The 24,481-nt window shown below is 68.6% G+C and carries 23 protein-coding genes and 1 pseudogene; 16 read left to right on the forward strand and 8 right to left on the reverse strand.

The window, feature by feature from the left end; all coding sequences use genetic code 11:
* Window positions 1–66: 66 nt before the first annotated feature.
* Window positions 67–351 (forward strand): annotated as a pseudogene (locus tag PY257_RS01695) (gamma-glutamyl-gamma-aminobutyrate hydrolase family protein); the annotation flags it as partial.
* 214 nt (window positions 352–565) lie between these two features.
* Here PY257_RS01695 and PY257_RS01700 read toward each other — a convergent pair.
* Window positions 566–3,622, reverse strand: a complete 3,057-nt coding sequence (locus PY257_RS01700; RefSeq protein ID WP_275738126.1) for a DNA topoisomerase III — start codon at window positions 3,620–3,622, stop codon at window positions 566–568.
* Between the two features lie 122 nt (window positions 3,623–3,744).
* Between PY257_RS01700 and PY257_RS01705 the strand changes: the two genes are divergently transcribed.
* The 3 genes from PY257_RS01705 (at window position 3,745) to PY257_RS01715 (ending at window position 5,888) form a co-directional block, all read left to right on the forward strand.
* Entirely contained in the window at window positions 3,745–4,242 is a 498-nt protein-coding gene (locus PY257_RS01705) for an SET domain-containing protein (protein ID WP_275738128.1), read from the forward strand.
* Between the two features lie 8 nt (window positions 4,243–4,250).
* On the forward strand, window positions 4,251–5,054 hold the full coding sequence (locus PY257_RS01710; RefSeq protein ID WP_275738130.1) for a biotin--[acetyl-CoA-carboxylase] ligase: 804 nt from the start codon (window positions 4,251–4,253) through the stop codon (window positions 5,052–5,054).
* A 189-nt stretch (window positions 5,055–5,243) separates the two neighbouring features.
* A complete protein-coding gene (locus PY257_RS01715; protein ID WP_275738132.1) occupies window positions 5,244–5,888 on the forward strand; it encodes an SPOR domain-containing protein in 645 nt (214 codons plus the stop codon).
* Window positions 5,889–5,987: 99 nt separating this feature from the next.
* Here PY257_RS01715 and PY257_RS01720 read toward each other — a convergent pair whose 3' ends face one another.
* Entirely contained in the window at window positions 5,988–7,052 is a 1,065-nt protein-coding gene (locus PY257_RS01720; protein WP_275738134.1) for a homocysteine S-methyltransferase family protein, read from the reverse strand.
* 195 nt (window positions 7,053–7,247) lie between these two features.
* Here PY257_RS01720 and PY257_RS01725 point away from each other — a divergent pair, with 195 nt between their 5' ends.
* From PY257_RS01725 to PY257_RS01750, 6 genes are all read left to right on the forward strand, one after another.
* Entirely contained in the window at window positions 7,248–8,684 is a 1,437-nt protein-coding gene (locus PY257_RS01725; RefSeq protein WP_275738136.1) for a GGDEF domain-containing protein, read from the forward strand.
* Window positions 8,685–8,929: 245 nt separating this feature from the next.
* On the forward strand, window positions 8,930–10,786 hold the full coding sequence (gene recQ, locus PY257_RS01730) for a DNA helicase RecQ (RefSeq protein ID WP_275738138.1): 1,857 nt from the start codon (window positions 8,930–8,932) through the stop codon (window positions 10,784–10,786).
* Window positions 10,787–10,794: 8 nt separating this feature from the next.
* Window positions 10,795–11,382, forward strand: a complete 588-nt coding sequence (locus PY257_RS01735; protein WP_275738140.1) for a glycine zipper family protein — start codon at window positions 10,795–10,797, stop codon at window positions 11,380–11,382.
* 29 nt (window positions 11,383–11,411) lie between these two features.
* Window positions 11,412–12,632, forward strand: a complete 1,221-nt coding sequence (locus PY257_RS01740; RefSeq protein WP_275738142.1) for a threonine ammonia-lyase — start codon at window positions 11,412–11,414, stop codon at window positions 12,630–12,632.
* A 40-nt stretch (window positions 12,633–12,672) separates the two neighbouring features.
* A complete protein-coding gene (locus tag PY257_RS01745; protein ID WP_275738145.1) occupies window positions 12,673–12,819 on the forward strand; it encodes a hypothetical protein in 147 nt (48 codons plus the stop codon).
* A gap of 281 nt (window positions 12,820–13,100) precedes the next feature.
* Complete coding sequence (locus tag PY257_RS01750; protein WP_275738148.1) at window positions 13,101–14,993, forward strand: phosphoenolpyruvate carboxykinase (GTP); 1,893 nt, start codon at window positions 13,101–13,103, stop codon at window positions 14,991–14,993.
* 95 nt (window positions 14,994–15,088) lie between these two features.
* On the opposite strand, the gene PY257_RS01755 is transcribed toward PY257_RS01750, so the two are convergent.
* A complete protein-coding gene (locus tag PY257_RS01755) occupies window positions 15,089–15,529 on the reverse strand; it encodes a hypothetical protein (protein ID WP_275738149.1) in 441 nt (146 codons plus the stop codon).
* A 142-nt stretch (window positions 15,530–15,671) separates the two neighbouring features.
* Between PY257_RS01755 and PY257_RS01760 the strand changes: the two genes are divergently transcribed.
* The gene (locus tag PY257_RS01760; RefSeq protein WP_275738150.1) at window positions 15,672–16,628 is read left to right on the forward strand and encodes a LysR family transcriptional regulator; all 957 of its coding nucleotides are present in this window, start codon (window positions 15,672–15,674) and stop codon (window positions 16,626–16,628) included.
* Here PY257_RS01760 and PY257_RS01765 read toward each other — a convergent pair whose 3' ends face one another.
* Entirely contained in the window at window positions 16,629–16,814 is a 186-nt protein-coding gene (locus PY257_RS01765) for a hypothetical protein (protein ID WP_275738151.1), read from the reverse strand.
* Window positions 16,815–16,978: 164 nt separating this feature from the next.
* On the opposite strand from PY257_RS01765, the gene PY257_RS01770 reads away from it, so the two are divergent.
* Together PY257_RS01770 and PY257_RS01775 are read left to right on the forward strand one after the other, a co-directional pair.
* Window positions 16,979–17,830 carry a metallophosphoesterase gene (locus tag PY257_RS01770; protein WP_275738166.1) on the forward strand — a complete coding sequence of 284 codons (852 nt, stop codon included), beginning with the start codon at window positions 16,979–16,981 and terminating at the stop codon, window positions 17,828–17,830.
* A gap of 79 nt (window positions 17,831–17,909) precedes the next feature.
* Window positions 17,910–18,332, forward strand: a complete 423-nt coding sequence (locus PY257_RS01775) for a universal stress protein (RefSeq protein WP_275738152.1) — start codon at window positions 17,910–17,912, stop codon at window positions 18,330–18,332.
* 27 nt (window positions 18,333–18,359) lie between these two features.
* Here the strand turns inward: PY257_RS01775 and PY257_RS01780 are convergent, their stop codons facing one another.
* Window positions 18,360–19,271 carry a LysR family transcriptional regulator ArgP gene (locus PY257_RS01780; protein WP_275738154.1) on the reverse strand — a complete coding sequence of 304 codons (912 nt, stop codon included), beginning with the start codon at window positions 19,269–19,271 and terminating at the stop codon, window positions 18,360–18,362.
* Between the two features lie 175 nt (window positions 19,272–19,446).
* Between PY257_RS01780 and PY257_RS01785 the strand changes: the two genes are divergently transcribed.
* Window positions 19,447–20,781: a D-amino acid dehydrogenase gene (locus PY257_RS01785; protein WP_275738156.1), complete on the forward strand. Its 1,335-nt coding sequence runs from the start codon at window positions 19,447–19,449 to the stop codon at window positions 20,779–20,781.
* 214 nt (window positions 20,782–20,995) lie between these two features.
* Here PY257_RS01785 and PY257_RS01790 read toward each other — a convergent pair whose 3' ends face one another.
* Window positions 20,996–21,133 carry a hypothetical protein gene (locus PY257_RS01790; RefSeq protein ID WP_275738158.1) on the reverse strand — a complete coding sequence of 46 codons (138 nt, stop codon included), beginning with the start codon at window positions 21,131–21,133 and terminating at the stop codon, window positions 20,996–20,998.
* A gap of 149 nt (window positions 21,134–21,282) precedes the next feature.
* On the opposite strand from PY257_RS01790, the gene PY257_RS01795 reads away from it, so the two are divergent.
* The gene (locus PY257_RS01795; protein ID WP_275738168.1) at window positions 21,283–21,732 is read left to right on the forward strand and encodes a flavin reductase family protein; all 450 of its coding nucleotides are present in this window, start codon (window positions 21,283–21,285) and stop codon (window positions 21,730–21,732) included.
* 183 nt (window positions 21,733–21,915) lie between these two features.
* Here the strand turns inward: PY257_RS01795 and minE are convergent, their stop codons facing one another.
* Together minE and minD are read right to left on the reverse strand one after the other, a co-directional pair.
* Window positions 21,916–22,179 carry a cell division topological specificity factor MinE gene (gene minE, locus PY257_RS01800; protein ID WP_275738160.1) on the reverse strand — a complete coding sequence of 88 codons (264 nt, stop codon included), beginning with the start codon at window positions 22,177–22,179 and terminating at the stop codon, window positions 21,916–21,918.
* Window positions 22,180–22,184: 5 nt separating this feature from the next.
* A complete protein-coding gene (gene minD / locus PY257_RS01805) occupies window positions 22,185–23,003 on the reverse strand; it encodes a septum site-determining protein MinD (protein ID WP_275738162.1) in 819 nt (272 codons plus the stop codon).
* A 290-nt stretch (window positions 23,004–23,293) separates the two neighbouring features.
* On the opposite strand from minD, the gene PY257_RS01810 reads away from it, so the two are divergent.
* The gene (locus PY257_RS01810; RefSeq protein WP_275738164.1) at window positions 23,294–24,445 is read left to right on the forward strand and encodes a fibronectin type III domain-containing protein; all 1,152 of its coding nucleotides are present in this window, start codon (window positions 23,294–23,296) and stop codon (window positions 24,443–24,445) included.
* The last annotated feature ends 36 nt before the right edge of the window (window positions 24,446–24,481 follow it).

Consider the following 24,481-nt stretch of genomic DNA (forward strand, 5'->3'; position numbering starts at 1 on the left):
GCGAAAACAAAGACATGTGCCATTTATCGCGCTTTTTAGCGCTCATTTATCTCAGCGCGCTTCAGCATCCGCAACCTGGCGCCGGGCTTCGCCGTCGAGGCCTGGAGCCATCCCGACTGCGTGCCCGAGGCCATCCGCCGCGCCGACGGCCCGGGGCGCGGCTACATCGCCGCCACGCAGTGGCACCCGGAATTCCACCGGCCCGGCGCGCAGACGCTCGACGACACGGCGATCCTGGCGGATTTCCTCGCCGCCGCCCGCGCCGCGCGCGAGCGCCCGCAACCCGGCCGACTGCCCGGGCGCATCCGCGACCGCGCGGCGCGGATGCTGCGCCAGGCGCTACTGCGGTAGGCGCTCGGCGGCAGGCGTTGGTGGAAAGCGAGGTGCTGGGGAGCGCGCCCTCGCACTCCAGGCCCGACCGGGGCATCGTCGCCGTGCGGCAGCGAGCCGCGCAACCAGCGCGGCGAGGTGGTGCGGGTGACGGCCTCGCGGCGCGTGGTGTTGCGCCGCAAACCCCGGCCTATCCCGCTGCTGCCCCGCCCATGGCCGCCGACGCGGCCGGACTTCACGCGGGGCCGAGATGCCGGCCCACGATCCCCGCCAGCTCGAACATGGTGACCTGGTCCTTGCCGAACACGGCGCGCAGCTTGTCGTCGGCGTTGATGGCGCGCTTGTTCTGTGCGTCCTGCAGGCCGTGGGCCTTGATGTAGTCCCACAGTTTCTTGATGACCTCGGTGCGCGCCACGGGTTCGGGGCCGATCACGGTGGCCAGCGCGGCGTCGGGCGCGAAGCCGCCGCCTGCGGCCTTGCGCGGCGCTGCGGCCTTCTTGGCGGCGGGTTTCTTCGCCGCGGATTTTATAGAGGGTTTTTGGGCTCCAGCGCCCGTAGCTACTGCGGTGGCAGCTACGGTTTTGGTAGCGACGGCGGTCTTGCGCGGCGGGAACTTGCTGGCGCGCGGCTCGAACTCGAACGCCACTTTGCCCTCGTCCTTGTTCCAGGCCAGGAAGGCCTTGAAGCTGCGGCGCGTGCGCATGCTGACGAACTTGTCGAGCAGGTCGGTTTTGCCGGTGGCCAGCAGCTTGCGCACCTGCTCGGGCGCCACGGGCTGCTGCAGGATCACCTTGCCGGTCCTGAAGTCGCAGCTCGGCGTGGGTTGGGCCTGCGTGGGCACCGATTTTTCGCACACGTAGTTGGCACCGTGCTCGAACACGGGGGCCCCGCACTTGGGGCAGGGGCCGAGCGATTCCTGGCCGCCGAAGTCCACCAGTTCGCCGGAGGCTTCGGCGTTCCTGTCGTCGCCGAAGTCGAATTCGAGCTTGTAGTTCTTCGCCTCGTCGTCATACATCAGCGCGATCTCGGCGGTGAACGGCCAGCCGGCCTTGGAGCGGAAGCCCTCCAGCGGGCCGATGCGCTTGTCGCGCAGCAGCGCCTCGGCCTCGGCCACCTCGAAGGTGCGCCCGGCGGGCGACTTGCCGAACGAGAAGCCGCAGCCTTCGCCCTGGCCCGGCTTGCCCGTGCAGGCGTAGCGGCGGTAGTTCTCCTTCACCACGCCGCCGCAGTTGGGGCAGGGCGTGGCGAGCGTGGCGTAGTCGCCGGGCACGGTGTCGCGGTCGTATTCCTTGGCTTTTCTGACGATGTGCTCGGTCATCTGCGCGATCTGGCGCATGAAGGCGTCGCGGCTGAGCGCGCCCTTCTCCATCTGCGCGAGCTTGTATTCCCATTCGCCGGTCAGTTCGGCCTTGCAGAGTTCCTCCACGCCCAGCCCGCGCAGTAGCGTCATGAGCTGGAACGCCTTGGCCGTGGGGATCAGCTCGCGGCCCTCGCGCAGCATGTACTTCTCGGTCAAGAGCCCTTCGATGATGGCCGCGCGCGTGGCCGGCGTGCCCAGGCCCTTTTCCTGCATGGCCTCGCGCAGTTCGTCGTCGTCGATGGCCTTGCCCGCGCCTTCCATGGCGCCGAGCAGCGTGGCTTCGGAGAAGCGCGCCGGCGGGCGGGTCTTGAGCGCCTTGGGCTCGACCGATTCGGCGCGCACCATCTCGCCGGGCTTCACGGGCACCAGGCGCCGGTCCTTGCTGGTGTCCCGGTCGGTGCCGGCGGTTTCCTCGTCGGCGACTTCCTTGCCGTAGATGGCGAGCCAGCCGGGCTTGACCAGAACCTTGCCGTCGCTGCGGAAGGCGTAGCTCTTGCCCGCAGCCCCGGCGCCGGGCCGCCCCAAGCCGGGGGCCGCCCCCTCGGGGGGCAGCGAACCACGCGCAGCGGCAAGCGTGGGGGCTTCGATGACCACGGTGCTGATGCGCGTGGTGACGTGGTATTCCGCCGGCGGGAAGAACACCGCCATGAAGCGGCGCACCACGAAGTCGTAGAGCTTCTGCTCGGCGTCGCTCAGGCCGCTGGGCGCCTGCAGCGTCGGGATGATGGCGAAGTGGTCGCTGACCTTGCTGTTGTCGAAGATGCGCTTGGCCGGCTTGACGTAGCCGCCGTCGATGGCCTGCTGCGCGAACGGCGCCAGGTGCCGCATGGCGCTGCCGGCCAGCATGGCCATGGTCTGCTTGGCCACGGGCACGTAGTCCTCGGGCAGCGCGCGCGAGTCGGTCCGCGGGTAGGTCAGCGCCTTGTGGCGCTCGTAGAGCGACTGCGCCAGCGCCAGCGTGGTCTTGGCCGAGAAGCCGAAGCGCCCGTTGGCCTCGCGCTGCAGGCTGGTCAGGTCGAACAGCGCGGGCGAGGCCTGCGAGGTCGGCTTGCTCTCCTCGGTCACCGTGGCGGCCTTGCCGCGCGCGGCCTCGGCGATGGCCTGCGCCTCGCGCAGGTTCCACAGGCGGTCGGCCTTCTGCTCGGGGTCGGCCTGGCCATCGGGGCCGGGCGGGGGCTTCTTGAAGTCGGGGTTGAACCACTTGGCAGGGTACTCGCCCGCCTCGGCCAGGAAGCTCGCATGCACCTCCCAGTAATCGCGGCTGACGAACTTGCGGATCTTCTCCTCGCGCTCGACCACGATGGACAGCGTGGGCGTCTGCACCCGGCCCACGGTGGTGAGGAAGAAGCCGCCGTCGCGCGAGTTGAAGGCCGTCATGGCGCGCGTGCCGTTGATGCCCACCAGCCAGTCGGCCTCGGAGCGGCTGCGCGCGGCGTCGGCCAGGCCCTGCATCTGCTGGTCGCTGCGCAGGTGCTCGAAGCCGTCGCGGATGGCCTGCGGCGTCATGCTCTGCAGCCACAGCCGGCGCACCGGCTTGCCCAGCGGCTTGCCGCCGCCGGCGTACTGCTCGATCAGGCGGAAGATCAGCTCGCCCTCGCGCCCCGCGTCGCAGGCGTTGATCAGCGCGCCCACGTCTTTGCGCTTGGCCAGCCGCACCACGGCGTTCAGGCGCGTCTTGGTCTTGTCCACGGGCTTCAGGTCGAAGTGCGGCGGGATCACCGGCAGGTGGGCGAAGCTCCACTTGCCGCGCTTCACGTCGAATTCCTCCGGGGCCTGGATCTCCACCAGGTGGCCCACGGCGCTGGTCACCACGTACTGCTCGTTCTCGAAATGCTCGTCGTGCTTGTCAAACTTGCCCGCCACGGGCGTGAGGGCGCGCACGATGTCCTGCGCCACCGACGGTTTTTCCGCAATCACCAAGGTCTTCGTCATCGTTGTCTGGCCTTATCCGCTGTTTTTCTGCGCGGCCTGGCCGCGCTCCTACAATCCGGGTTCCCACGCGCATGCGCGCACGCACACGTGTGTGCACATTTCAAATTAACAGACTTTTGCCCATGGTCCGCAAAGCTTCCGTTACAGCCGCGCCCGCCCTGCCCGGGCGCCGCATCCAGGTCCGCCGCTCGGGCGTGCATGGCAAGGGCGTGTTCGCGCTGCAGGACATCCCCGAGGGCGAGACGGTCATCGAATACGTGGGCGAGATCATCTCCTGGGCCGAGGCGCAGCGCCGCCACCCGCACGACCCGAGCGACCCGAACCACACCTTCTACTTCCACGTCGATGCCGACCACGTGATCGACGCCAAGCACGGCGGCAACTCATCGCGCTGGATCAACCACGCCTGCGATCCGAACTGCGAGGCCGACGAGGTCGATGGCCGCGTGTTCATCAAGGCGCTGCGCAACATCCGCGCGGGCGAGGAACTGAACTACGACTACGGCCTGGTGATCGACGAGCGCTACACCCGCAAGCTCAAGGCCGAGTACCCCTGCTGGTGCGGCGCCAAGGACTGCCGGGGCACGCTGCTGGCCCCCAAACGCAGAAAACTCGCCTGAGCATGGGCATGCAGAAGTGGCCCGCCGAGGCCATCTGGGAAGCCGTGGAACCCACGCTGCCCGGCTTCACCGTCGAGACGCTGGCCGAGATCGACTCCACCAACACCGAGCTGATGCGCCGGGCCCGCGCGGGCCGCGCCGAGCCCACGCTGCTCGTCGCCGAGCGCCAGAGCGCGGGGCGGGGCCGCCTGGGCCGGTCCTGGCTGGGCGAGCCCGGCGATGCGCTCACCTTCTCGCTGGGACTGCCGCTCGCGCCCGTGGACTGGTCGGGCCTGTCGCTGGCCGCGGGCGTGGCCGTGGCCGAGGCCCTGCAAGGCCCGCCGGCCCCGGCTGCGGCGCTGCGCCTGGGCCTGAAATGGCCCAACGACCTGTGGCTGTGGAGCGGGGCGCAGGGCCGCAAGCTCGCCGGCATCCTCGTCGAAACCGCCACGGCGGCGGGCGCCGAGGCCGCGGCCATGCGCTATGCGGTGATCGGCGTGGGCATCAACGTGCGCCCGCACCCTGCCGCGGGCCTCAGCACGCCGCCCGCCGCGCTGCAGGAGGTACTGCCCGGCATCGACGCGCCCGCCGCCCTGCTGCGCGTGGCCGCGCCGCTGGTGATGGCGGTGCTGGGGTTCGCGGCTACCGGCTTCGGGCCGTTCCAGGCCCGCTTCGATGCGCTGGACATCCTGCGCGACCGCGCGGTGCGCCTGAGTGACGGCACCACCGGCACCGCCCACGGCGTGGGCGAGGACGGCGCCTTGCTCGTGCATACTGCCGCTGGCATGCAGGCCGTCACCAGCGCCGAGGTGAGCGTGCGGCCCGCCCCATGACCCACCCCCGTTGCCTCCTCACTTCGTGTAGGGTGCCTCCCCCTTCCAGAGGGGGCACGCCCAGCGGCCCGGCAGAGCCGGTTCCGCAGGTGTTGCTGGCATGGCCTGCCTTGCGGGCCTTCGGTGCTGCATGGGCGCATGTGGGCGCGGGTGATGCGTGCATCATGAAAAACTGAACCGACTCACACCATGCTGCGTTTCCTCGTCGTCGTGCTGATGCTTGCAAATGCGGGCTACTGGGCCTGGTCGCACGGCCTGCTGCGCGATGCGGGCCTGGCGCCCGTGGACGAATCGGAGCCCCAGCGCGTCGCCCAGCAGATCCGCCCCGAGGCGCTGCAACTGCTGAGTGCCGACGAGGCCCGCCGCGCCGCCGCCGCGCCGCCCAGCGCGGTCGAATGCCTGCAGGCCGGCATCTACGACGACAGCCAGGCCGCCGCACTGCGCAATGCCGCCGCCGCGCTGCCCGCGGGGAGCTGGAGCGTGGACGCCACCGTGGTGCCCGCGCGCTGGATGGTCTACATGGGCCGCTATGCCGACGACGAGGCACTGGCGCGCAAGAAGGCCGAGCTGCGCGCGCGCCGGGTGCTGTTCGAATCGCCCGGCGCTGCGCTGGAGCCGGGCCTGTCGCTCGGCAGCTTCGCCACCCAGGCCGAGGCGCAGGACGCGCTGGCCGCTCTGACCCAGCGCGGCGTGCGCACCGCGCGCGTGCAGCAGGAGCGCGCAGAGGTGCGGGGCTTCACGCTGCGCCTGCCCGCAGTGGACGCCGCGCTGCGCCCGCAGCTCGACGCGCTGCGCCCGGCGCTGGCGGGCAAGGCGCTGCGGGCCTGCAACTGATAGAAGAAGAGCTTCTACGCTGCGCAAGGCAAGACGCCCGGGTTGACTGCGCGAAGAGTCGATGCGAAAGAAGACCTCGTGGTGCGCGGGTCTTCAAACTTAAACCGAGGGATAAAACAGCTTGCGGGCGGGCAACGGGGCCACGCCGCGGCCAATGGCCGCGATGTGGTCGGGCGTGGTGCCGCAGCAGCCGCCGACGATGTTGACCAGCCCTTCGGCGGCGAAGTCGTGCAGCAGGCGGCTGGTGACCTCGGGCGTCTCGTCGAAGCCGGTGTCGCTCATCGGGTTGGGCAGGCCGGCGTTGGGGTAGCAACTGATGAAGGTGTCCGGCGCGGCCTTGTGCAGCTCCTGGATGTAGGGCCGCATGAGCGCCGCGCCCAGGGCGCAGTTCAGGCCCACGGCCAGCGGCTGCGCGTGGCGCACGCTGTGCCAGAAGGCGGTGACGGTCTGGCCGCTCAGGATGCGGCCCGAGGCGTCGGTGACGGTGCCGCTGATGATGAGCGGCAGGCGCTCGCCGCTGGCTTCGAAATACTGGTCGATGGCAAACAGCGCGGCCTTCGCGTTCAGGGTGTCGAAAATGGTTTCCACCAGCAGCAAGTCAGCGCCACCTTCGACCAGCGCCTCGGTCTGTTCCAGATAGGCCGCGCGCAGCTCCTCGAACGTGACGTTGCGCGCGCCGGGGTCGTTCACGTCGGGGCTGATGCTGGCGGTCTTGGGCGTGGGGCCCAGGGCGCCGGCGGCGAAGCGGGGCTTGGCCGGCGTGCTGAATTTGTCGCAGGCTTCGCGTGCCAGCCGGGCGGAGGCCAGGTTCATCTCGCGCGCCAGGCCGGCCATGCCGTAGTCGGCCTGGGCGATGCTGGTGGCGCCGAAGGTGTTGGTCTCGATGATGTCGGCGCCGGCTGCGAGGTAGCTCTCGTGGATGGAGCGGATCACGTCGGGCCGGGTGATGGAGAGCAGCTCGTTGTTGCCCTTGACGTCGCGCGGGAAGTCCTTGAAGCGTTCGTGCGCCGCGTGGGCTTCGGCGGGGCCGCCCTCGCCGCGGTACTGCGCCTCGGTCAGCTTGAAGCGCTGGATCATGGTGCCCATGGCGCCGTCGAGGATGGCGATGCGGTGGGCCAGGATGTCCGGCAGCTGCCGGGCACGGGTGTAGGCGGTAGGCTGCATGGGGCGGTATTGTAGGAAGCCGGGCATCGGCGCCCGCTGCGGCGGGCCATTGCGAATGGCAAGACGATGGCAATGGCATGGCATGGCTTCCTGGAAACAGGCGTTCTTGCTAGACTGCCGAATTGATCGCCCCTGTCTTCCCGCGCGCATCCAGCCCACAAGGCCGGCATGCGCCACGGGCTCCCGAGGATACGCATGGCCGTCTGGCACAAGGAAGTCTGGAACTCCATCGATACAAGCGTGGACAACGCCGACATCGTGGCGCTCTATCGCCGCTGGCTGGCCGAGCGCGGGCAGAGCGGCGGGCTGCCCGATGCGCAGTCCTTTGGCGTGCAGGGCGCGCTGGCCGCCTGGGCGCCGCGCCTGGCGGTGCTGGACCCGGTGGACGGCGACTTCACCTACCGCCACTTCGGCAGCGAGCTGCGCGACTACACCCGCGCCGACATGACGGGCCGGCGCCTGTCCGAAGGCGACGACTACTACGGCAGCGAATTCGCCGCCTTCTGCCGCGACAGCTACCGCCGCGTGCTCGAAAGAGGCCAGCCGCTCTACACCGTGCATTTCAGTTGCCGCGCCGACTGGGTCTTCACTTGGGAGCGCCTGGCCATTCCGCTGCGCGAGCCGGGCGGCGCGGCCTCGCTGGTGGTCTACAACCAGCCCTCCGAGCGGCGCGAGCGCATGCTGCAAGAGGTGCTGAACACCGCCAGCGATGCCATCCTCGCGCTGCAGCCGCTGCGCCTGTCCGACACGGGCACGCAGGACTGGATGGTGACGGTCGTCAACGCGCAGTTCGCCCGCCTGGGCGGCGCCACGGGCGACCATCTGGCGGGCCTGTCCGTGCGCGAGGCGCTGCCGCGCTGGGATGCGATGGGTTTCGAGGGCTTTTGCAACGCGGCGCTGCAGCGCGAGAACGGCCAGCAGCGCGACATCGAGCTGCAGGTGGACGACGGCCCACCGCGCTGGTTCTCGGCCTATTTCGGACGGCTGCAGGACGGCTGCGTGATCCGGCTGTCCGACATCACCGCCGTCAAGCAGAACGAGCAGACGCTGCGCGAGAGCACCCTGCGCCTGCAGTCCGACAACGCGCAGCTACGCCAGCTCGCCTGGATGGACGGGCTCACGGGCCTGTCCAACCGCCGCGCGCTCGACGTGATCCTGGAGCGCGAGGTGGCGCGCGCGCGCCGCAAGAAGGAGCCGCTGACGCTGGTGATGTGCGACATCGACCACTTCAAGGCGTTCAACGACTTCTACGGCCACCTGATCGGCGACGACTGCATCCGCGAAGTGGCCCACGTGCTGGCCGAGACCACGGTGCGCAGCAGCGACCTGGTGGCGCGCTATGGCGGCGAGGAGTTCGTGCTGGTGCTGCCCTCCACGAGCATCCGGGGCGGGCTGGAGGTGGTACAGCGCACCCAGGCCGCGCTGCACGCGCGCGCCCTGCCCGACGCCACCTCGCCGGGCGAGAAGCTGCTGACGCTGAGCTTCGGCGTGGCCGAGTTCGACGCCGAGGTGGACGACTCCGCCACCGCCCTGCTCGAGCGCGCCGACGCCGCGCTCTACAGCGCCAAGCACCTGGGCCGCAACCGCGTGGCGACCTATGCCGAAGGCATGACGGGCCGCGCGCGGCGCTGAACCCGCGGGTCTTGGTCGAACCGGGCTCCAGCGCCCGTCCAGCCTTCGCAGGCAGCTATATTTCCAGGAGCATCAGGCGAGAAAACAGGCGCGGGACATCCCGGCATGGCCCGGGTGCGTGGGCGCACAATACGCGCCGCCCGGGCTGCCGGCACATGTCCGCGCCCTTGGGCAGAATATGAGTCAAATCGGCCTCCAGCGCTTGTTCTGCGGGCGCTGGCAGCTATTATTTCAAGAGCAATCCATTGTCCACCCCGCAATCCATCCTGCATGAAGTCTTCGGCTACGGGCAGTTCCGCGGCCCGCAGCAGGCCATCATCGAGCACGTCACCGGCGGTGGCGATGCGCTGGTGCTCATGCCCACGGGCGGCGGCAAGTCGCTGTGCTACCAGATACCCGCCATCGTGCGGCACGACGCCGGGCATGGCGTGGCCATCGTCGTCTCGCCGCTGATCGCGCTGATGCACGACCAGGTGGGCGCGCTGCACGAGGCGGGCGTGGACGCCGCCTTCCTCAACTCCACGCTCGACTGGCAGGCCGCGCTGGACGTGGAGCGCCGCCTGGCGCGCGCCGAGGTCACGCTGCTCTACGCCGCGCCCGAGCGGCTGACCACGCCGCGCTTCCTGGAGCTGCTCGACGGCCTGCACGCGCAGGAGCGCCTGAGCCTGTTCGCCATCGACGAGGCGCACTGCGTGAGCCAGTGGGGGCACGACTTCCGCCCCGAATACCGGGCGCTGACGGTGCTGCACGAGCGCTATGCCGGCGTGCCGCGCATCGCGCTCACCGCCACCGCCGACGCGCTCACGCGCGCCGACATCGTCGAGCGCCTGCAACTGCAGCAAGCGCGCCAGTTCGTCAGTAGCTTCGACCGGCCCAACATCCGCTATCGTCTGGTCGAGAAGAAAGACCCGACGCAGCAGTTGCTGCGCTTCATCGAAAGCGAGCACGAGGGCGATGCCGGCGTGGTGTATTGCCAGTCCAGAAAGCGCGTGGAGGAGATCGCCCAGACGCTCGCCGGCCACGGCATCAACGCCCTGCCCTACCACGCGGGGCTCGACGCCGCCGTGCGGCAGGCCCACCAGGACCGCTTCCTGCGCGAGGAGGGCATCGTGATGGTGGCGACCATCGCCTTCGGCATGGGCATCGACAAGCCCGACGTGCGCTTCGTCGCCCACCTCGATATGCCCAAGAACATCGAGGGCTACTACCAGGAGACGGGCCGCGCGGGCCGCGACGGCCAGCCCGCCGACGCCTGGATGGCCTACGGCCTGGCCGACGTGGTGAACCAGCGCCGCATGATCGACGAAAGCCCGGCCGGCGAGGAGTTCAAGCAGGTGATGCGCGGCAAGCTCGACGCGCTGCTCGCGCTGGCCGAGGCCACCGACTGCCGGCGCGTGCGGCTGCTGGGTTACTTCGGCGAGGAAAGCCGGCCCTGCGGGAATTGCGACAACTGCCTGCACCCCCCGGCGGTATGGGACGCGACCGATGCCGCGCGCAAGCTGCTCTCCACCATCTACCGCGTGCAGCAGATGAGCGGCATCAGCTTCGGCGCCGGGCATGTCATGGACATCCTGCGTGGCAAGGCCTCCGACAAGGTCAAGCAGTTCGGCCATGAGGCCATCAGCACCTTCGGCCTTGGCGCCGAATACAGCGAGGCGCAGTTGCGCGGCGTGCTGCGCCAGCTCATCGCCACCGGGGCGGTGGCGGTGGACGCGGCGGCCTACAACACGCTCAAGCTCACCGATCTTTCGCGCGCCGTGCTGCGCGGCGAGGAGCCGGTGCGCATCCGCGAATCGGTGGCCGCGCCCGCGCAACACAGGGCCAAACGCGAGCGGAGCCCGGCGCGGGCCGCGCGCGAATCGGCGGCAGCCGCCCTCGACACCGAGGCCCAGGCCCGCTTCGCCGCCCTCAAGGCCTGGCGCGCCGAGGTGGCGCGCGAGCACAACCTGCCGGCCTACGTGATCTTCCACGACGCCACGCTGGCTGCCATCGCCGCGCTGGCGCCACAGTCGCCGGAAGATTTGCAGGGCGTCAGCGGCATCGGTGCCAAGAAGCTCGAAGCCTATGGCGCCGAAGTGCTGCGGGTGTGCGAAGGGGCGTAATGCGGGCCATGCCTCGCACCGGCTGGACCTGCGCACTGGCGTTCGCATTGGCCCTTCCGGGCTGCGCCACGCAGGGCGGCGGTGAAGGCGCGGAGCGCAGGCCCCAAGCCCGCTACGACGCCGACCTGACCGAATGCCGGCAGTCCGCCAGCCATGTGGACGTGCTGGCGGACACGCTCGACGGCATGGTCAAGGGGGCGCTGGTGGCCGGCATCATGGTCTGGGGCATGGGCTATGGCCGCGACGCGGCGGGGGGCTGGGCCGCCATCGGGGCGCTGGCAGGCGCGGGGCAGGGGCTGGGTGCGCTGGAGCGGCGCCGACGCATCGAGGCCAGTTGCATGGCGGGCCGGGGCCATGCGCGCATGGCCGCCGCAGCCGAGGCGCCGGCCTGGGTGGCGCCCGCCCCACCGGCGCGGGTGATCGGCCCCGACGCCTTCAGCGCAGAGCAGTTGGCGCGCACGCAGGCTTGCGGCGTCCGGCCCCTGGCCACGCTGGTGGCCAGGGGGCCGGGATTCGAGAGCTACAGCGTGCCCTGCGCAAATGGCGATGCGCTGGCCATCCGCTGCGAATTCGGCAACTGTCGCGTGCTGCGCTGACGCCACCGGCAATGGAACACAATGGCCGGATGCTGTCCATCCAAGACATTTACGCCGCCGCCGCCCGCCTGCAGGGGCAGGTGCTCGACACGCCATGCGTGGAGTCGCGCACGCTGTCGCAGATCACGGGCGCGCAGATCTTCCTGAAGTTCGAGAACCTGCAGTTCACCGCCTCCTTCAAGGAGCGCGGGGCCTGCAACAAGCTGGCCCAGCTCACCGCCGAGCAGCGCGCGCGCGGCGTGGTGGCCATGAGCGCCGGCAACCATGCGCAAGGCGTGGCCTACCACGCGCAGCGCCTGGGCCTGCACGCGGTGATCGTGATGCCGCGCTTCACGCCCGGCGTGAAGGTGGCGCGCACGCGCGGCTTCGGCGCCGAAGTGGTGCTGCACGGCGACACGCTGGAGGAAGCACGCACGCACGCCTATGCGCTCGCCGAGGAACGCCACCTGACCTTCGTCCATCCCTACGACGACGAGGCCATCGTGGCCGGCCAGGGCACGGTGGGGCTGGAGATGCTGCAGGCCGTGCCCGACCTGGACGCGCTGGTCATCGCGGTGGGCGGCGGCGGGCTGATCGCGGGCATTGCCACGGCGGCCAAGGCACTGCGGCCCGGCATCGAGATCGTGGGCGTGCAGACGGCGCGCTTCCCGGCCATGGTCAACGCGATCCATGGCACGGCGCACCCGCAGGGAACCAGCACCATCGCCGAGGGCATCGCCGTGGGCACGCCGGGGCAGATCACGCGCGAGATCGTGGCCCAGCGCGTGGACGATCTGGTGCTGGTGGACGAGGGCGATATCGAGCAGGCCATCGTGATGCTGCTGGAGATCGAGAAAACGCTGGTCGAGGGCGCGGGCGCGGCGGGCCTGGCCGCGCTGCTGAAGAACCCCGGGCGCTTTCGCGGCAAGAAGGTGGGGCTGGTGCTGTGCGGCGGCAACATCGATCCGCTGCTGCTGGCGGCGATCATCGAGCGCGGCATGGTGCGCTCGGGCCGTCTGGCGCGCATTCGCGTGGGCGCGCGCGACATTCCGGGCGTGCTGGCGCGCATCACGGCCACGGTGGCCGACGCGGGCGCCAACATCGACGAGGTGCACCACCAGCGCGCGTTCACGAGCCTGTCGGTGCAGAGCGTGGAGATCGAACTCGTGCTGCAGACGCGCGGCCACGACCACGTGGCCCAGGTGCTGGAGCAACTGCGCACCACGGGCGTGCAGGCGGAGATCGTGCAGCCTTCGGCGGCGGTTCATTAGAATCGCCCGCATACCTACCAAGACCCACAGGAGCCAAGCCATGTCCGAAGCCGCCGCCGACAGCCACGATTCCGCCCCCCCGAGCGATCCCGTGGAGTTGATCGTGCCCTACATCCCCGTCGTGCTGCCGCTCGCCGGCGCCGTGCTGATATTCCTGCTTGCGTTCATCGCGGTGTACATGGCCTGACCTGCAACTCTCCCGAAAAAGCCTCGCCTTGCGAGGCTTTTTCATGTGGCATCCCGGCGCACCATGCGCATAACCCCATGCATGCCTTGCATAGAATTAGGGTGTAACCGGCTGCCAAAGCCAGCATGGCTTCTTAGAATCGTCATGCAGGTGTGCAATGCGCAGCCGATGCCGGCGCAGCGAGCGCGCGCCTTTGCTCCAGAACCCGCCGCCGCGCGCCCTGCGGGCGCGCCACCGGCGCGGCATTCGAGCAGACCGATTCAAAACCTCAGGAGCCAGCCATGAACGCCCCCGTCATCCAGGGTCTTTCCATCAACCCGCCCGCCTACGTGAAGAATGCCCGCCTGATCGCGTGGGTGGCCGACATGGTGGCGCTGTGCAAGCCCGACCGCGTGCACTGGTGCGACGGCAGCGAGGAGGAATACCAGCGCCTGTGCCAGCAGCTCGTGGACACGGGTACCTTCACGCGCCTGAACCCGGCCAAGCGGCCCAACAGCTTCCTGGCGACGTCCGATCCGAGCGACGTGGCGCGCGTGGAAGACCGCACCTTCATCTGCTCAGCCGCCCAGGAGGATGCCGGCCCCACCAACAACTGGATGGCCCCGGCGGAAATGCGCGCCACGCTGCTGCCGCTCTTCGACGCAAGCATGCGCGGCCGCACCATGTACGTGGTGCCCTTCAGCATGGGGCCGCTGGGCAGCCCCATCGCCCATGTCGGCATCGAGCTGTCCGACAGCGCCTACGTTGCCGCGAACATGAAGATCATGACCCGCATGGGCCGGGCGGTGTACGACGTGCTGGGCGTGGACGGCGACTTCGTGCCCTGCGTGCACAGCGTGGGCGCGCCGCTCGCGGCGGGCCAGCAGGACGTCAAATGGCCCTGCAACAAGACCAAGTACATCGTGCACTATCCTGAGACGCGCGAAATCTGGAGCTACGGCTCGGGTTACGGCGGCAATGCGCTGCTGGGCAAGAAGTGCTTCGCGCTGCGCATCGCCTCCACCATGGGCCGCGACCAAGGCTGGCTGGCCGAGCACATGCTGATCCTGGGCGTGGCCAATCCCCAGGGCAAGAAGTACCACGTGGCCGCCGCGTTCCCCAGCGCCTGCGGCAAGACCAATTTCTCCATGCTGGTGCCGCCCGCGGGCTTCGAAGGCTGGAAGGTCACCACCATCGGCGACGACATCGCCTGGATCAAGCCCCAGGCCGACGGCACGCTGCGCGCCATCAACCCCGAGGCGGGCTACTTCGGCGTGGCCCCTGGAACCAACTACAAGACCAATCCCAACTGCATGGCGAGCCTGGACCGGGACGTGATTTTCACCAACGTCGCGCTGACCGACGATGGCGACGTGTGGTGGGAGGGCATGGAAGTCGACGCCCCAGGCAAGGAGCTGCCCGCGCACCTGATCGACTGGCAGGGCCGGGACTGGACGCCCGCCATTGCCAGGGAAACCGGCGAGAACGGCAAGCTGCGCCCTGCCGCCCACCCGAACGCGCGCTTCACCGTGGCTGCCACCAACAACCCCGCCCTCGACGACGCCTGGGATGACCCCAGGGGGGTGAAGATCGACGCCTTCATCTTCGGTGGCCGCCGCTCCACCACCGTGCCGCTGGTGACCGAGGCGCGCAACTGGACCGAAGGCGTCTACATGGCCGCCACCATGGGCAGCGAAACCACCGCCGCCGCCGCCGGCCAGCAGGGCGTGGTGCGGCGCGACCCGTTCGCCATGCTGCCGTTCACGGGCTACAACATGAGCGACTACTTCCAGCACTGGCTGGACCTGGGCAAGAAGCTGGAGAAGAGCGGCACGCCCCTGCCGAAGATCTACACCACCAACTGGTTCCGCAAGGGCGCCGACGGCAAGTTCGTCTGGCCTGGCTACGGCGAGAACATGCGCGTGCTCAAGTGGATGATCGACCGCATCGAAGGCCAGGCCGCCGGCACGCAGAACGTGTTCGGCGTGACCCCTGCCTATGCGGAAGTCAACTGGACCGGCCTGGACTTCACGCCCGCGCAGTTCGACGCAGTGACGAGCGTCGACCACACCGCGTGGAAGGCCGAACTCCAGTCGCACGAAGCGTTGTTCGGCCAACTGCGGCACCACCTGCCGCTGGCGCTGGAGCAGACCCGTGCCGCCATTGCCGAGCGGCTGGCTGCGCTGCCCGCCTGAGCCGCAGCGGGCTCAAAAAACAAAACAGCCGCGGAACCCGCGGCTGTTTTGCATTGGCAGCGATGAAAAACAATGGCTGTCAGAAATGCGTGCGATCAGTAGAAGCCGCGCACGTCGCGCCGGGCATCGCGGCTCATCGCGCGGCTGATGTCGGCCATCATGTGGGCATCGGTGAGCGCCAGGCTCCAGGTCTTTTCGTCCTCGGCCATCTGCTTGCGCGCCAGCCTCCAGGCCTTGAAGCCCGCGTTGATCCGACCACCCGCGCGGCGCAGCGGGGCGTTGAGCAATGCCAGCGCAGCGAAACCGACGACCCACAGAGCGACCCATGCGGCCAGCAGGTGGCCGTCGGTCCAGGCGCCGATGACGCTGTTGGCAACCACCAGCAAGGCGGACACCACGGCGGCCAGCAGTAGTGTGGCGGCACCGCGTGCGCCATTGAAGCCCGCCGCCATGCGGTGCAGGTTGGCAGCGACCTGCTCGGCGCGTTCGACGCCAGGGTGCTCCATCGAATAGGTAGTGTGTACAAAGCTCGTCATGGTGATTTCCTTCCCGATTCCAGGCGGAATGCCCGTTGCGATGACAGTATCCTAGGGTTTATCCCTATGTAACTCAAATTTATCTTTGTGATGGGATGAATTCACGTTGGTGATGATTCTTTCCCCTACCTGAAAGTCCGCCATGCCCCAGACGAACTTCCGTACCCTGGACCTGAACCTGCTGCGCGTGTTCGACGAAGTGATGGCCGAGCGCAACCTCACGCGGGCCGCCCACAACCTGTCACTCACCCAGCCGGCAGTCAGCAACGCGCTGCGGCGGCTGCGCGGCGCCCTGGGCGACGACCTGGTGCGGCGCAGCGGCGCCGGGGTGGAGCCCACGCCGCGCGCGCTGGTGATCTGGCCTTCAGTGCGCGAGGCGCTGCGGCAACTGCAGGCATCGCTGGTGCCCGACATCTTCGAGCCGGCCCATGCGGACACGAGCTTCGTGCTGTCCATGGTGGACGCCACGGCGGCGGAACTGATCGCGGGCCTGGTCGACATCGTCGAGCGCGAGGCACCGGGCGTTTCGCTGCGCGTGGTGCCGCTCACCACGCGCGACCCGCGCCGGCTGCTGGAGGAAGAGGCCGCCGACCTCGTTGTGGGCTATTTCCCTGCCGTGGTGGCCGACATCACCGCGCGCACCCAGGCCGGCCAGGCCGTCAACTTCGCCTACCAGCGGCTCTACGACGGCGAATACGTGTGCGTGATGCGGCGCAACCATCCGCTGGCCGACGGCCCGCTCACGCTGGAGCGCTTTTGCAACGCGCGTCATCTGCTGGTGAGCTTTTCGGGCCGCCCCTATGGCTTCATCGACGAAGCACTGACCGTGCTGGGCCGCCAGCGGCGCATCGTGCTGACGGTCAACCAGTTCTTCACCGCAGGCCGCGTGGTGGCCCATTCCAACCTGTTGACCATCCTGCCACGTCACTTCGTGCCGGCCACGGGCATCGCGGACGAGCTGGTGCTGCGCGAACTGCCGTTCACGGTGCCCGCGGTGCACGTGGCATCGCTGTGGCATCGCCGGCTGCAGGAAAGCGGCGCACACCAGTGGCTGCGGCAGGCGGTGGCGCGCTCGGCGCAGCGGGCGTTCCAGCCCTGATCAGCGCACGACGCTGAGGTAGGCGCGCGCCGCCGCGCGCAGCTCGCATGCGGCGCGCGGGTCCAGCCCGGCGCGCGATTCGGCGCTTTCCATGAGGGCATGGGCCACGCACTGTTCCTCGCGGTACTGGATGGCCGTGCGCAGTGGCCGGAGCTTGTGCAGGAGTTGGGCGATGAGGGAAAACATGCTGGGCGCGCCGCCATTACGGCGCTGGTGTTTTCATGCCGCGAAACATAAGGGTCTGCCCTGGGCATGCAAGCCCTGCCCGATGCATTTTCGGCATAACGTTGACATTGCCCCCGCATGCATCGGGCGGCCAGTATGGAAGCCATACTCGTGGGCTTATGGCCCTGCAGATCCAGCTTCTATCCGACCTTCACCTCGAAGTACATCCGCGCCTGCGCCCCGCCCCCGCGCCGCAGGCCGGCGTACTGGTATTGGCAGGCGACATCGGCTCCTACCAGGAAGGCTCGCTGCTGGAAGACGGGGACTTCGGCCTGGCCCGGTTCTCCCCGCTGCCGCAGTACGCGGGCTGGCCGGTGCCGGTGCTGTTCGTGCCGGGCAACCACGAGTACGACATGCAGGACTTCGACGCCGCCCATCTGCGGCTGCGCCGCACCTGCGAGCGCCTGGGGATCGCCTGGCTCGAACGCGAGACCCTGGTGCTGCACGGCGTGCGCTTCGTGGGCACTACGCTGTGGAGCGACTTCGACGCGCTGGCGCAGCAGGCGCGGCCCGGCCGGCAGGCGCGCCAGCGCGAGAAAGCCTTCCGCGCCGCCGACTACTACCTGCGCAAAACCGGCTGCACCCGGCATGGCGCGCCCATGCTCGCGCCTGCCGTGCGCGAGCAGGCGCTGGCCTGCCAGCACTGGCTGCGCGACGCACTGCAGCGCCCCTTCGCCGGGCCCACGGTGGCCGTGACGCACTTCGCGCCGAGCCTGCGCAGCGCCGACCCGCGCTACGGCTTGACGCCCGGCACGGCGGGCTTCTGCAACGCGCTCGACGCCCTCATGGCCCATGCGGCGCTGTGGCTGCATGGCCATCTGCACTGCTCCCATGACTATGATGTCGCGGGCGTGTCGGCAACAGGCCCCTGGCGCTGCCACGTGGGCGCCAATCCGCTCGGCTACGCCGGCAAGGACGAGCAGACGGGCTTCGACCCGCTGCGCTGCTTTTCCGTACCGGAGCCGGCGCAGGCTTGACGCATATCAAGCCGCGCGCGCCCGCCAGGCGATAACCTGCCGGAATCCATCATTCACGAGAAAGAAAGAAGGCACGACCATGAAAATCCTCCTCGCCGTCGATGGCAGCGACTACACAAAGAAGATGCTCGCCTACCTGGGCGCCCACGACGAACTGCTGGCCGGCACGCACGACTACACGGCCCTGACCGTGCAGCCCCTGCTGCCTCCGCGGGCCCGCGCGGCGCTGGGCAAGGAAGTGGTCGACAAGTACTACGCCGAAGAGTCCGAGAAAGTACTCGGCCCCGTGCGCAAGTACCTGGCGCGCAAGGGCGTGGAGGTCAAGGGCATCGCCAAGATCGGCCATGCCGGCGAGACCATCGCCAAGACCGCGGACACGGGCAAGTACGACCTGCTCGTCATGGGCTCGCACGGCCACGGCCTGTTCGGCAACCTCGTGCTCGGCTCGGTCGCCACGCAGGTGCTGGCCAGCAGCAAGGTGCCGGTGCTGCTGGTGCGCTGATGCGGTGCGGGGCGCCTGCGGCGGCGCTCAGTGCATCAGCTTGTCGGCTGCCGCACTCGTGAGCGCGGCGGTCAGCGCGTCCAGCACGTTGGACTCGAGGTTCCAGCAGTGCCAGTACAACTGGATCGGCAGCGCATGGCCGGGCGCCACGTTGACCAGCGCGCCCTCGGCCACGAGCTCCTTCACCATCAGTTCGGGCACCACGCTCATGCCCCAGCGCTCGCGCACGGCGCGAACCTGGCCTTCGGTGCTGGGCACGAACACCTGGTTCAGCGCCACGCGCTTCAGGCCGTACGACTGGGCGATGAACTCGCTCTGCATGTCATCCTTGCGGTTGAACGCCACGAAGGCCACGTCGCGGAAGTTGTGCGCCGTGAGCCCGCGCGGCAGGTGCGCCGCCGCATACGCCGGGTCGGCCACGGCGATGTAGCGCATGGCGCCCAGCGGCAGCATCTTGCAGCCGCGCAGCGCCTGCTTGAGCGTGGTGACGCAGCCCAGCACCTGGCCCGAACGCAGCCACTCGTGCGTGAAGTCCTGGTCGTCGGTGATGATCTCCAGCGGCAGGTGCTGGCGCACCAGGTCGCCCAGGGCGGGCAGCGCCCAGGTGGCGATGCTGTCGGCGTTCACCGCGATGGCCACGCGCTCTTCCTCGCTGCCGCCGCCCTGGCCGCCGGGCGCCAGCTCCTTCAGGTCACGCTCCAGGTCTGCGCGCAGCAGGCGTAGCTGCTTGGTGTGCTTGAGCAGCAACTGCCCCGCCGCCGTGGCCTTGAGCGGGCGGCTGCGCACGATGAGCACCGAGCCCACCTGCGCCTCCAGCGCGCGCAGGCGCTGCGACACGGCCGACTGCGTGACGGACAGGCGCTGCGCCGCACGCTCGAAGCCGCCTTCCTCGACGATGGCGGCCAGGCACTCCAGCGCTGCGGGATCGTATGCGCTCATGGCGCCTCCAGAACGGCCACCGGCCGTACCGCAATGGCGGTGGCGGGCAATGCCACCCGCGGCTGCGGACGGGAATCCAGCGGGAAGATCTGCATTTTTATTAGTCCCTCTGATGAATTCACTGAGAGTTTAATTTTTCTGTTTTTTTACGGCAAGCAGGCGCACACTGCGCCGCATGAAAGTCATCGTCCTCGGTGCCGGCATCATCGGCGTGAATACGGCGTGGCATCTGCTCGAACGCGGGCACGAGGTCACGGTGGTGGAGCGCCAGCCCGGCGCGGGGCTGGAAACGAGCTTCGCCAACGGCGCGCAAATCTCGGTGAGCTACTGCGAGCCCTGGGCCAACCCGCAGGCACCGTGGAAGACGCTCAAGTGGATGTTCGACCCGCAGGCGCCGCTGCTGTTGCGCCCGCAGCTCGACTGGCAGCAGTGGCGCTGGGGGCTGCGGTTCCTGTCGCAATGCACACGGGATGCGTTCGAGCGCAACGTGCAGCAGATCGTGGCCCTGGGCGCATACAGCCACGCCGCGCTCAAGGACATGGTGCGCGCCACCGGCATCGAATACCACCGGCTGGAGCGCGGCATCGCGCACTTCTACAGCGACCAGAAATCCTTCGACGCCGCGGGCGAGGCCGTGGAGGTGATGCGCCGCTTCGGCGTGTCGCGCAGCGTGGTGAGCCGAGAGGAGCTGTTGCGCATCGAGCCCGCCTTACGCCCCTATGCCGACCACATCACCGGCGGCACCTTCACGCCCACCGACGAGAGCGGCGACGCCCTCGTGTTCACGCAGGAGCTGGCCCGCCTGTGCGCGCAACGTGGTGCGCAGTTTCTCTACAACCACGCCGTGGTTCGGCTGGACAAGCGCGGCGATGCTATTGATTCAGTAGCTATACGCGCAATGAATACGGGCGCTACGGCACAAAAAGACCAGATATTGAAAGCCGACGCCTTCGTCGTCGCCTGCGGCTCCTACAGCGCCCCGCTGCTGCGCGGCGTGGGCGTGGACCTGCCCATCTACCCCGGCAAGGGCTACAGCGCCACATTCAATCTGCTGCGGCCCGAGGCCGCGCCTTTCGTCTCCACCATCGATGATGCGCGCAAGGTGGCCATCAGCCGCCTGGGCGGCCAACTGCGCGTGGCCGGCACCATCGAGCTGGGCGGCTTCGACCTGTCGCTGGACACGCCGCTGGCACGCCAGCGCTGCGCCATGCTGGCCCGGCGCATCGAGGAGATCATGCCCGGCGTCTGCGACACCCGCAGCGTGGCCGAAGGCGGCGACCCGCATTACTGGTGCGGCCTGCGTCCCGCCACGCCGACCAACATCCCCTACATCGGCCGCACGCGCGTCGGGCGCCTGTGGGTCAACGCCGGCCACGGCACGCTGGGCTGGACCCACGGCGCGGGCTCGGGCAAGGCCATGGCCGAACTGTTGAGCGGCGAGCGCCCCGCGATGGACTTCCACTTCTACGGCCTGGGCGCCGGCGCGGCGCCGCGCGCCCTCGCCGCATGACCCCGTCCTGGTGCAGTGTTCGATGCTTGGCGGCACCAATAAACCTAAATCCGGCAGTTGAACCAACCGAAAAACTGAAGAAACCCAATATCCATGCGGGTTTCCAAAGACTTCGCGTGACTGCAGAGCAGTTCCAAATGGGTGAGTCTGGAAAGCATGGAAACTCAATGCGTGACAGGCACTTGCTCGAATTTTGGGGATTCAACTGCCGTTTCTAGGATAAAAGCGATGCGTCAAAAGGCGCGGCCAGCGTCTCGACCTGTGGCGAACGAAAGATGCGTGCCGTGTCCGCGTCGTGCAGCATGAGCACGGCGTGGCCGGCGCCGAGGGTGGTGAAAGTGGGCAGGGGCATGGAGGCGCGAAGGCGCTGGGTGCGCGAAAAACCATAATGAGCGGCTGAACCACCGACTACACGCCCGTCTGGGCGACCTGCCCGTGCTGCTATCCGCGACCGACTCACCCGCCCCTTTCTCCCCGCGCGAATTCCGCGACGCGCTGGGCATGTTCGCCACCGGCGTGGCCATCGTCACGGCGCATACTGCGGCGGGCCAGCGCGTGGGGCTGACCATCAGCTCATTCAACGCGCTGTCGCTGCAGCCGCCGCTGGTGCTGTGGTCGCTGGGCTGCGCGTCCAGCAGCCTCGCGGCTTTCGGCGCGGTGGCGCACTATGCCGTGAATGTGCTCACCGCCGGGCAGGCGGCGCTGGCGGAGCGCTTCGCCACGCGCGGCATCGACCGCTGGGCCGGCGTGGACGCGGCGGATGGCGTGGGCGGCGCTCCGCTGCTGGCGGGCGCCGCGGCCACGTTCGAGTGCGCCAACCTGCGGCGCCACGACGCAGGCGACCATGTGCTGTTCATCGGCGCGGTGGAGCGCTGCACCCACCGCGCGGGCGCGGCGCCGCTGCTCTACCACGGCGGGCGGTTCTATACCGATAGCCCGCTGGGCGCCTGATGCCCACCGGTGCGGTGGTCGGCAGGCCAAGCGCCATGCGCTACCAAAACAATAGCTGCCAGCGCTTTTCCATCAAGCGCTGGGGGCCGATTTGGCTTGAAGACGGCAGGTATAGGAAAGAATGCGGCCGCACCGCCCGCAGCGATGCCCGAGCCGCCCGCTTGCGCCGGCCCTGCGCAAACCTCAGCGCGCCGCGTCGGGCAGCTCGATCTTGACTTCGAGCACTTCGAGGTTGTCCTGGCGCTCCAGGTTCACCTTGATGTCCTGCGGGTTGACCGACACGTACTTGGAGATCACCGCCACCAGTTCGCGCTGCAGGTCGGGCAGGTAGTCCGGGTGGCCGTTGTCGCGGCCCGAGCGCTCGTGCGCGAGGATGATCTGCAGCCGCTCCTTGGCCACGCTGGCAGTCTTTTTCTTTTCCCCGAGCAGGAAGGAAAGCAAGGACATGGGCCTTACCTCCCGCCGCCGAAGATGCGCTTGAAGAAGCCGGGCTTCTGCGCGTCGACGAAGCGCAGCGGCTTGTCCTCGCCCAGGAAGCGGGCCACCACGTCCTTGTACGCCTCCGATACGTCCGAGCCCGCCAGGTGGATGGCCGGCGTGCCCTGGTTGGAGGCCTGCAGCACCGATTCGGACTCGGGAATCACGCCGATGAGCCGGATGCGCAGGATGTCCTGGATGTCCTCCAGGCTCAGCATGTGGCCGTCTTCCACGCGGCCGGGGTTGTAGCGCGTGATGAGCAGGTGCTCCTTCACGGGCTCCTTGCCCTCGATGGCGCGGCGGGTCTTGCTGCCCAGCATGCCGAGGATGCGGTCGGAGTCGCGCACGGACGAGACCTCGGGGTTGGTCACCACCAGCGCCTCGTCGGCGAAGTGCATGGCCATCAGCGCACCGGTCTCGATGCCCGCGGGCGAGTCGCAGACGATGTAGTCGAAGCCCATGCCGCAGAGGTCGTTGAGCACCTTCTCCACGCCGTCCTGCGTCAGCGCGTCCTTGTCGCGCGTCTGGCTGGCGGCCAGCACGAACAGGTTGTCGCACTGCTTGTCCTTGATGAGGGCCTGGTTCAGGTTGGCCTCGCCCTGGATCACGTTGATGAGGTCGTACACCACGCGGCGCTCGCAGCCCATGATGAGGTCCAGGTTGCGCAGGCCGACGTCGAAGTCGATCACGGCGGTCTTGTGGCCGGCGAGCGCCAGGCCGGAGGCAAAGCTGGCGCTGGTGGTGGTCTTGCCCACGCCACCCTTGCCGGAGGTCACCACGACGATTTTGGTCATGTTGTTGCGCGTCCTTCGCGTATCGGTTTGCCGAAAGAAGAAGAGAAAAGAAAGGGGGAAGGCGCCCGCGCGCCCCGAAGCCGCAAAGTGTACCGTGCGGCCCTCGCGGGGCCGGCAGGCCCAGGGGCTGCGATGGCGCGGGGCTGCGGCGGGCATCCTGCAGGCGGCCGCGGCCATGCCCGCACCCGGCGCTGACATCCAAAGGTCATAGAGGTTTCATGCCGTTAGAAATAATCGGAGGGCTTGCCCACTTGCGCTGCTGCTACTCCACTTACCACCCCACTCTTGCCATGAAAACCACGCACACATCTCCCGTTGCCCGGCCAGCCCGAACCCGCCCCTTCGCCACCCAGCGCCGCGCCTGGCGGCTCGCGCCCGTGGCGCTGGCCCTCGCGGCGGCTGGATTCAGCGTTGCCGCACAGGCGGCCCTGGTCATCACCGAAACCATGTCTAACGGCAGCGTGTCGGTGGACTGGTTTGAATTGACCAATACCGGCGTCGACGTCGTGGCTCTGACGGGCTACAAGATGAATGACAGTGGCAATGCCTACGCCTTGACCGGAGCCTTTGCATTGGCCGGCGTGGATTCGATTGCGCCGGGCGAATCCGTGCTGTTTGTCGTTAATCCCGCCGGCGTCGCGACTCTCACTAGCAGCTACGGCACCTGTCTAACCGATGTCCGCCTTGGCAACTACAGCGGCGGCCCTGGCTTGGGCAGCAACGATGGCGTCATCGTCTTTGACGGTAGCGGGACCCAAGCATCGAAGAGAGCATATCCCGCCCACACGTCTAAATACAGCTTCTATTACGACCCCTCCTCTACGGACGAAACTACCGTTGCTGCTACGTTGTCGCCTAACACATCCGTCTGCGGCCCCGACTATGCTTCGCCCGGCAACACCAACTCCGGCGTAACACGTCCCGCTGCACCCACCGTGGGTGCAGCCACCGCAACCGGCTCCACCGGATTCACCGCCAACTGGACGGCGCCGTCGACGGGCGACGCGCCCACGGGCTACATCGTCGAGGTATCGACCGACAGCTTCACCACGGTGGCCAAGACGGTGGCCGCGGCCAACACCACCAGCGCGGCCGTGACCGGGCTGAACCCCAACACCGCCTACGTCTACCGCGTGCGTGCCGTCAATACCGGCGGGCCGGGCGCGAACTCCACTTCGCAGTCCGTCACCACCAGCCCGGGCCTCACCACCAGCCTGATCGACCACTCGGCGTATTCGAGCGTGATCGGCGACACCAACGAGCAGGGCTACACCTTCACGGTGAGCGACCCAGCGGTGACCGTGACGGCCACATCCAGTGTTCCCACCGTGGTTTCCAATGACGGCACCGGTTTCGGCGTGACGGTCAATGGCGCGGGCACGGTGACGCTGAAAGTGAACCCCATCGCCGTAGTAGTCAGTCACCATGAATCGATAGGATAATTGGCCCACAAGTTGCAGACAGAGTTGCATTGCCAC

The sequence above is a fragment of the Curvibacter soli genome, assembly GCF_029211125.1.
Lineage (GTDB): Bacteria > Pseudomonadota > Gammaproteobacteria > Burkholderiales > Burkholderiaceae_C > Curvibacter_A > Curvibacter_A soli.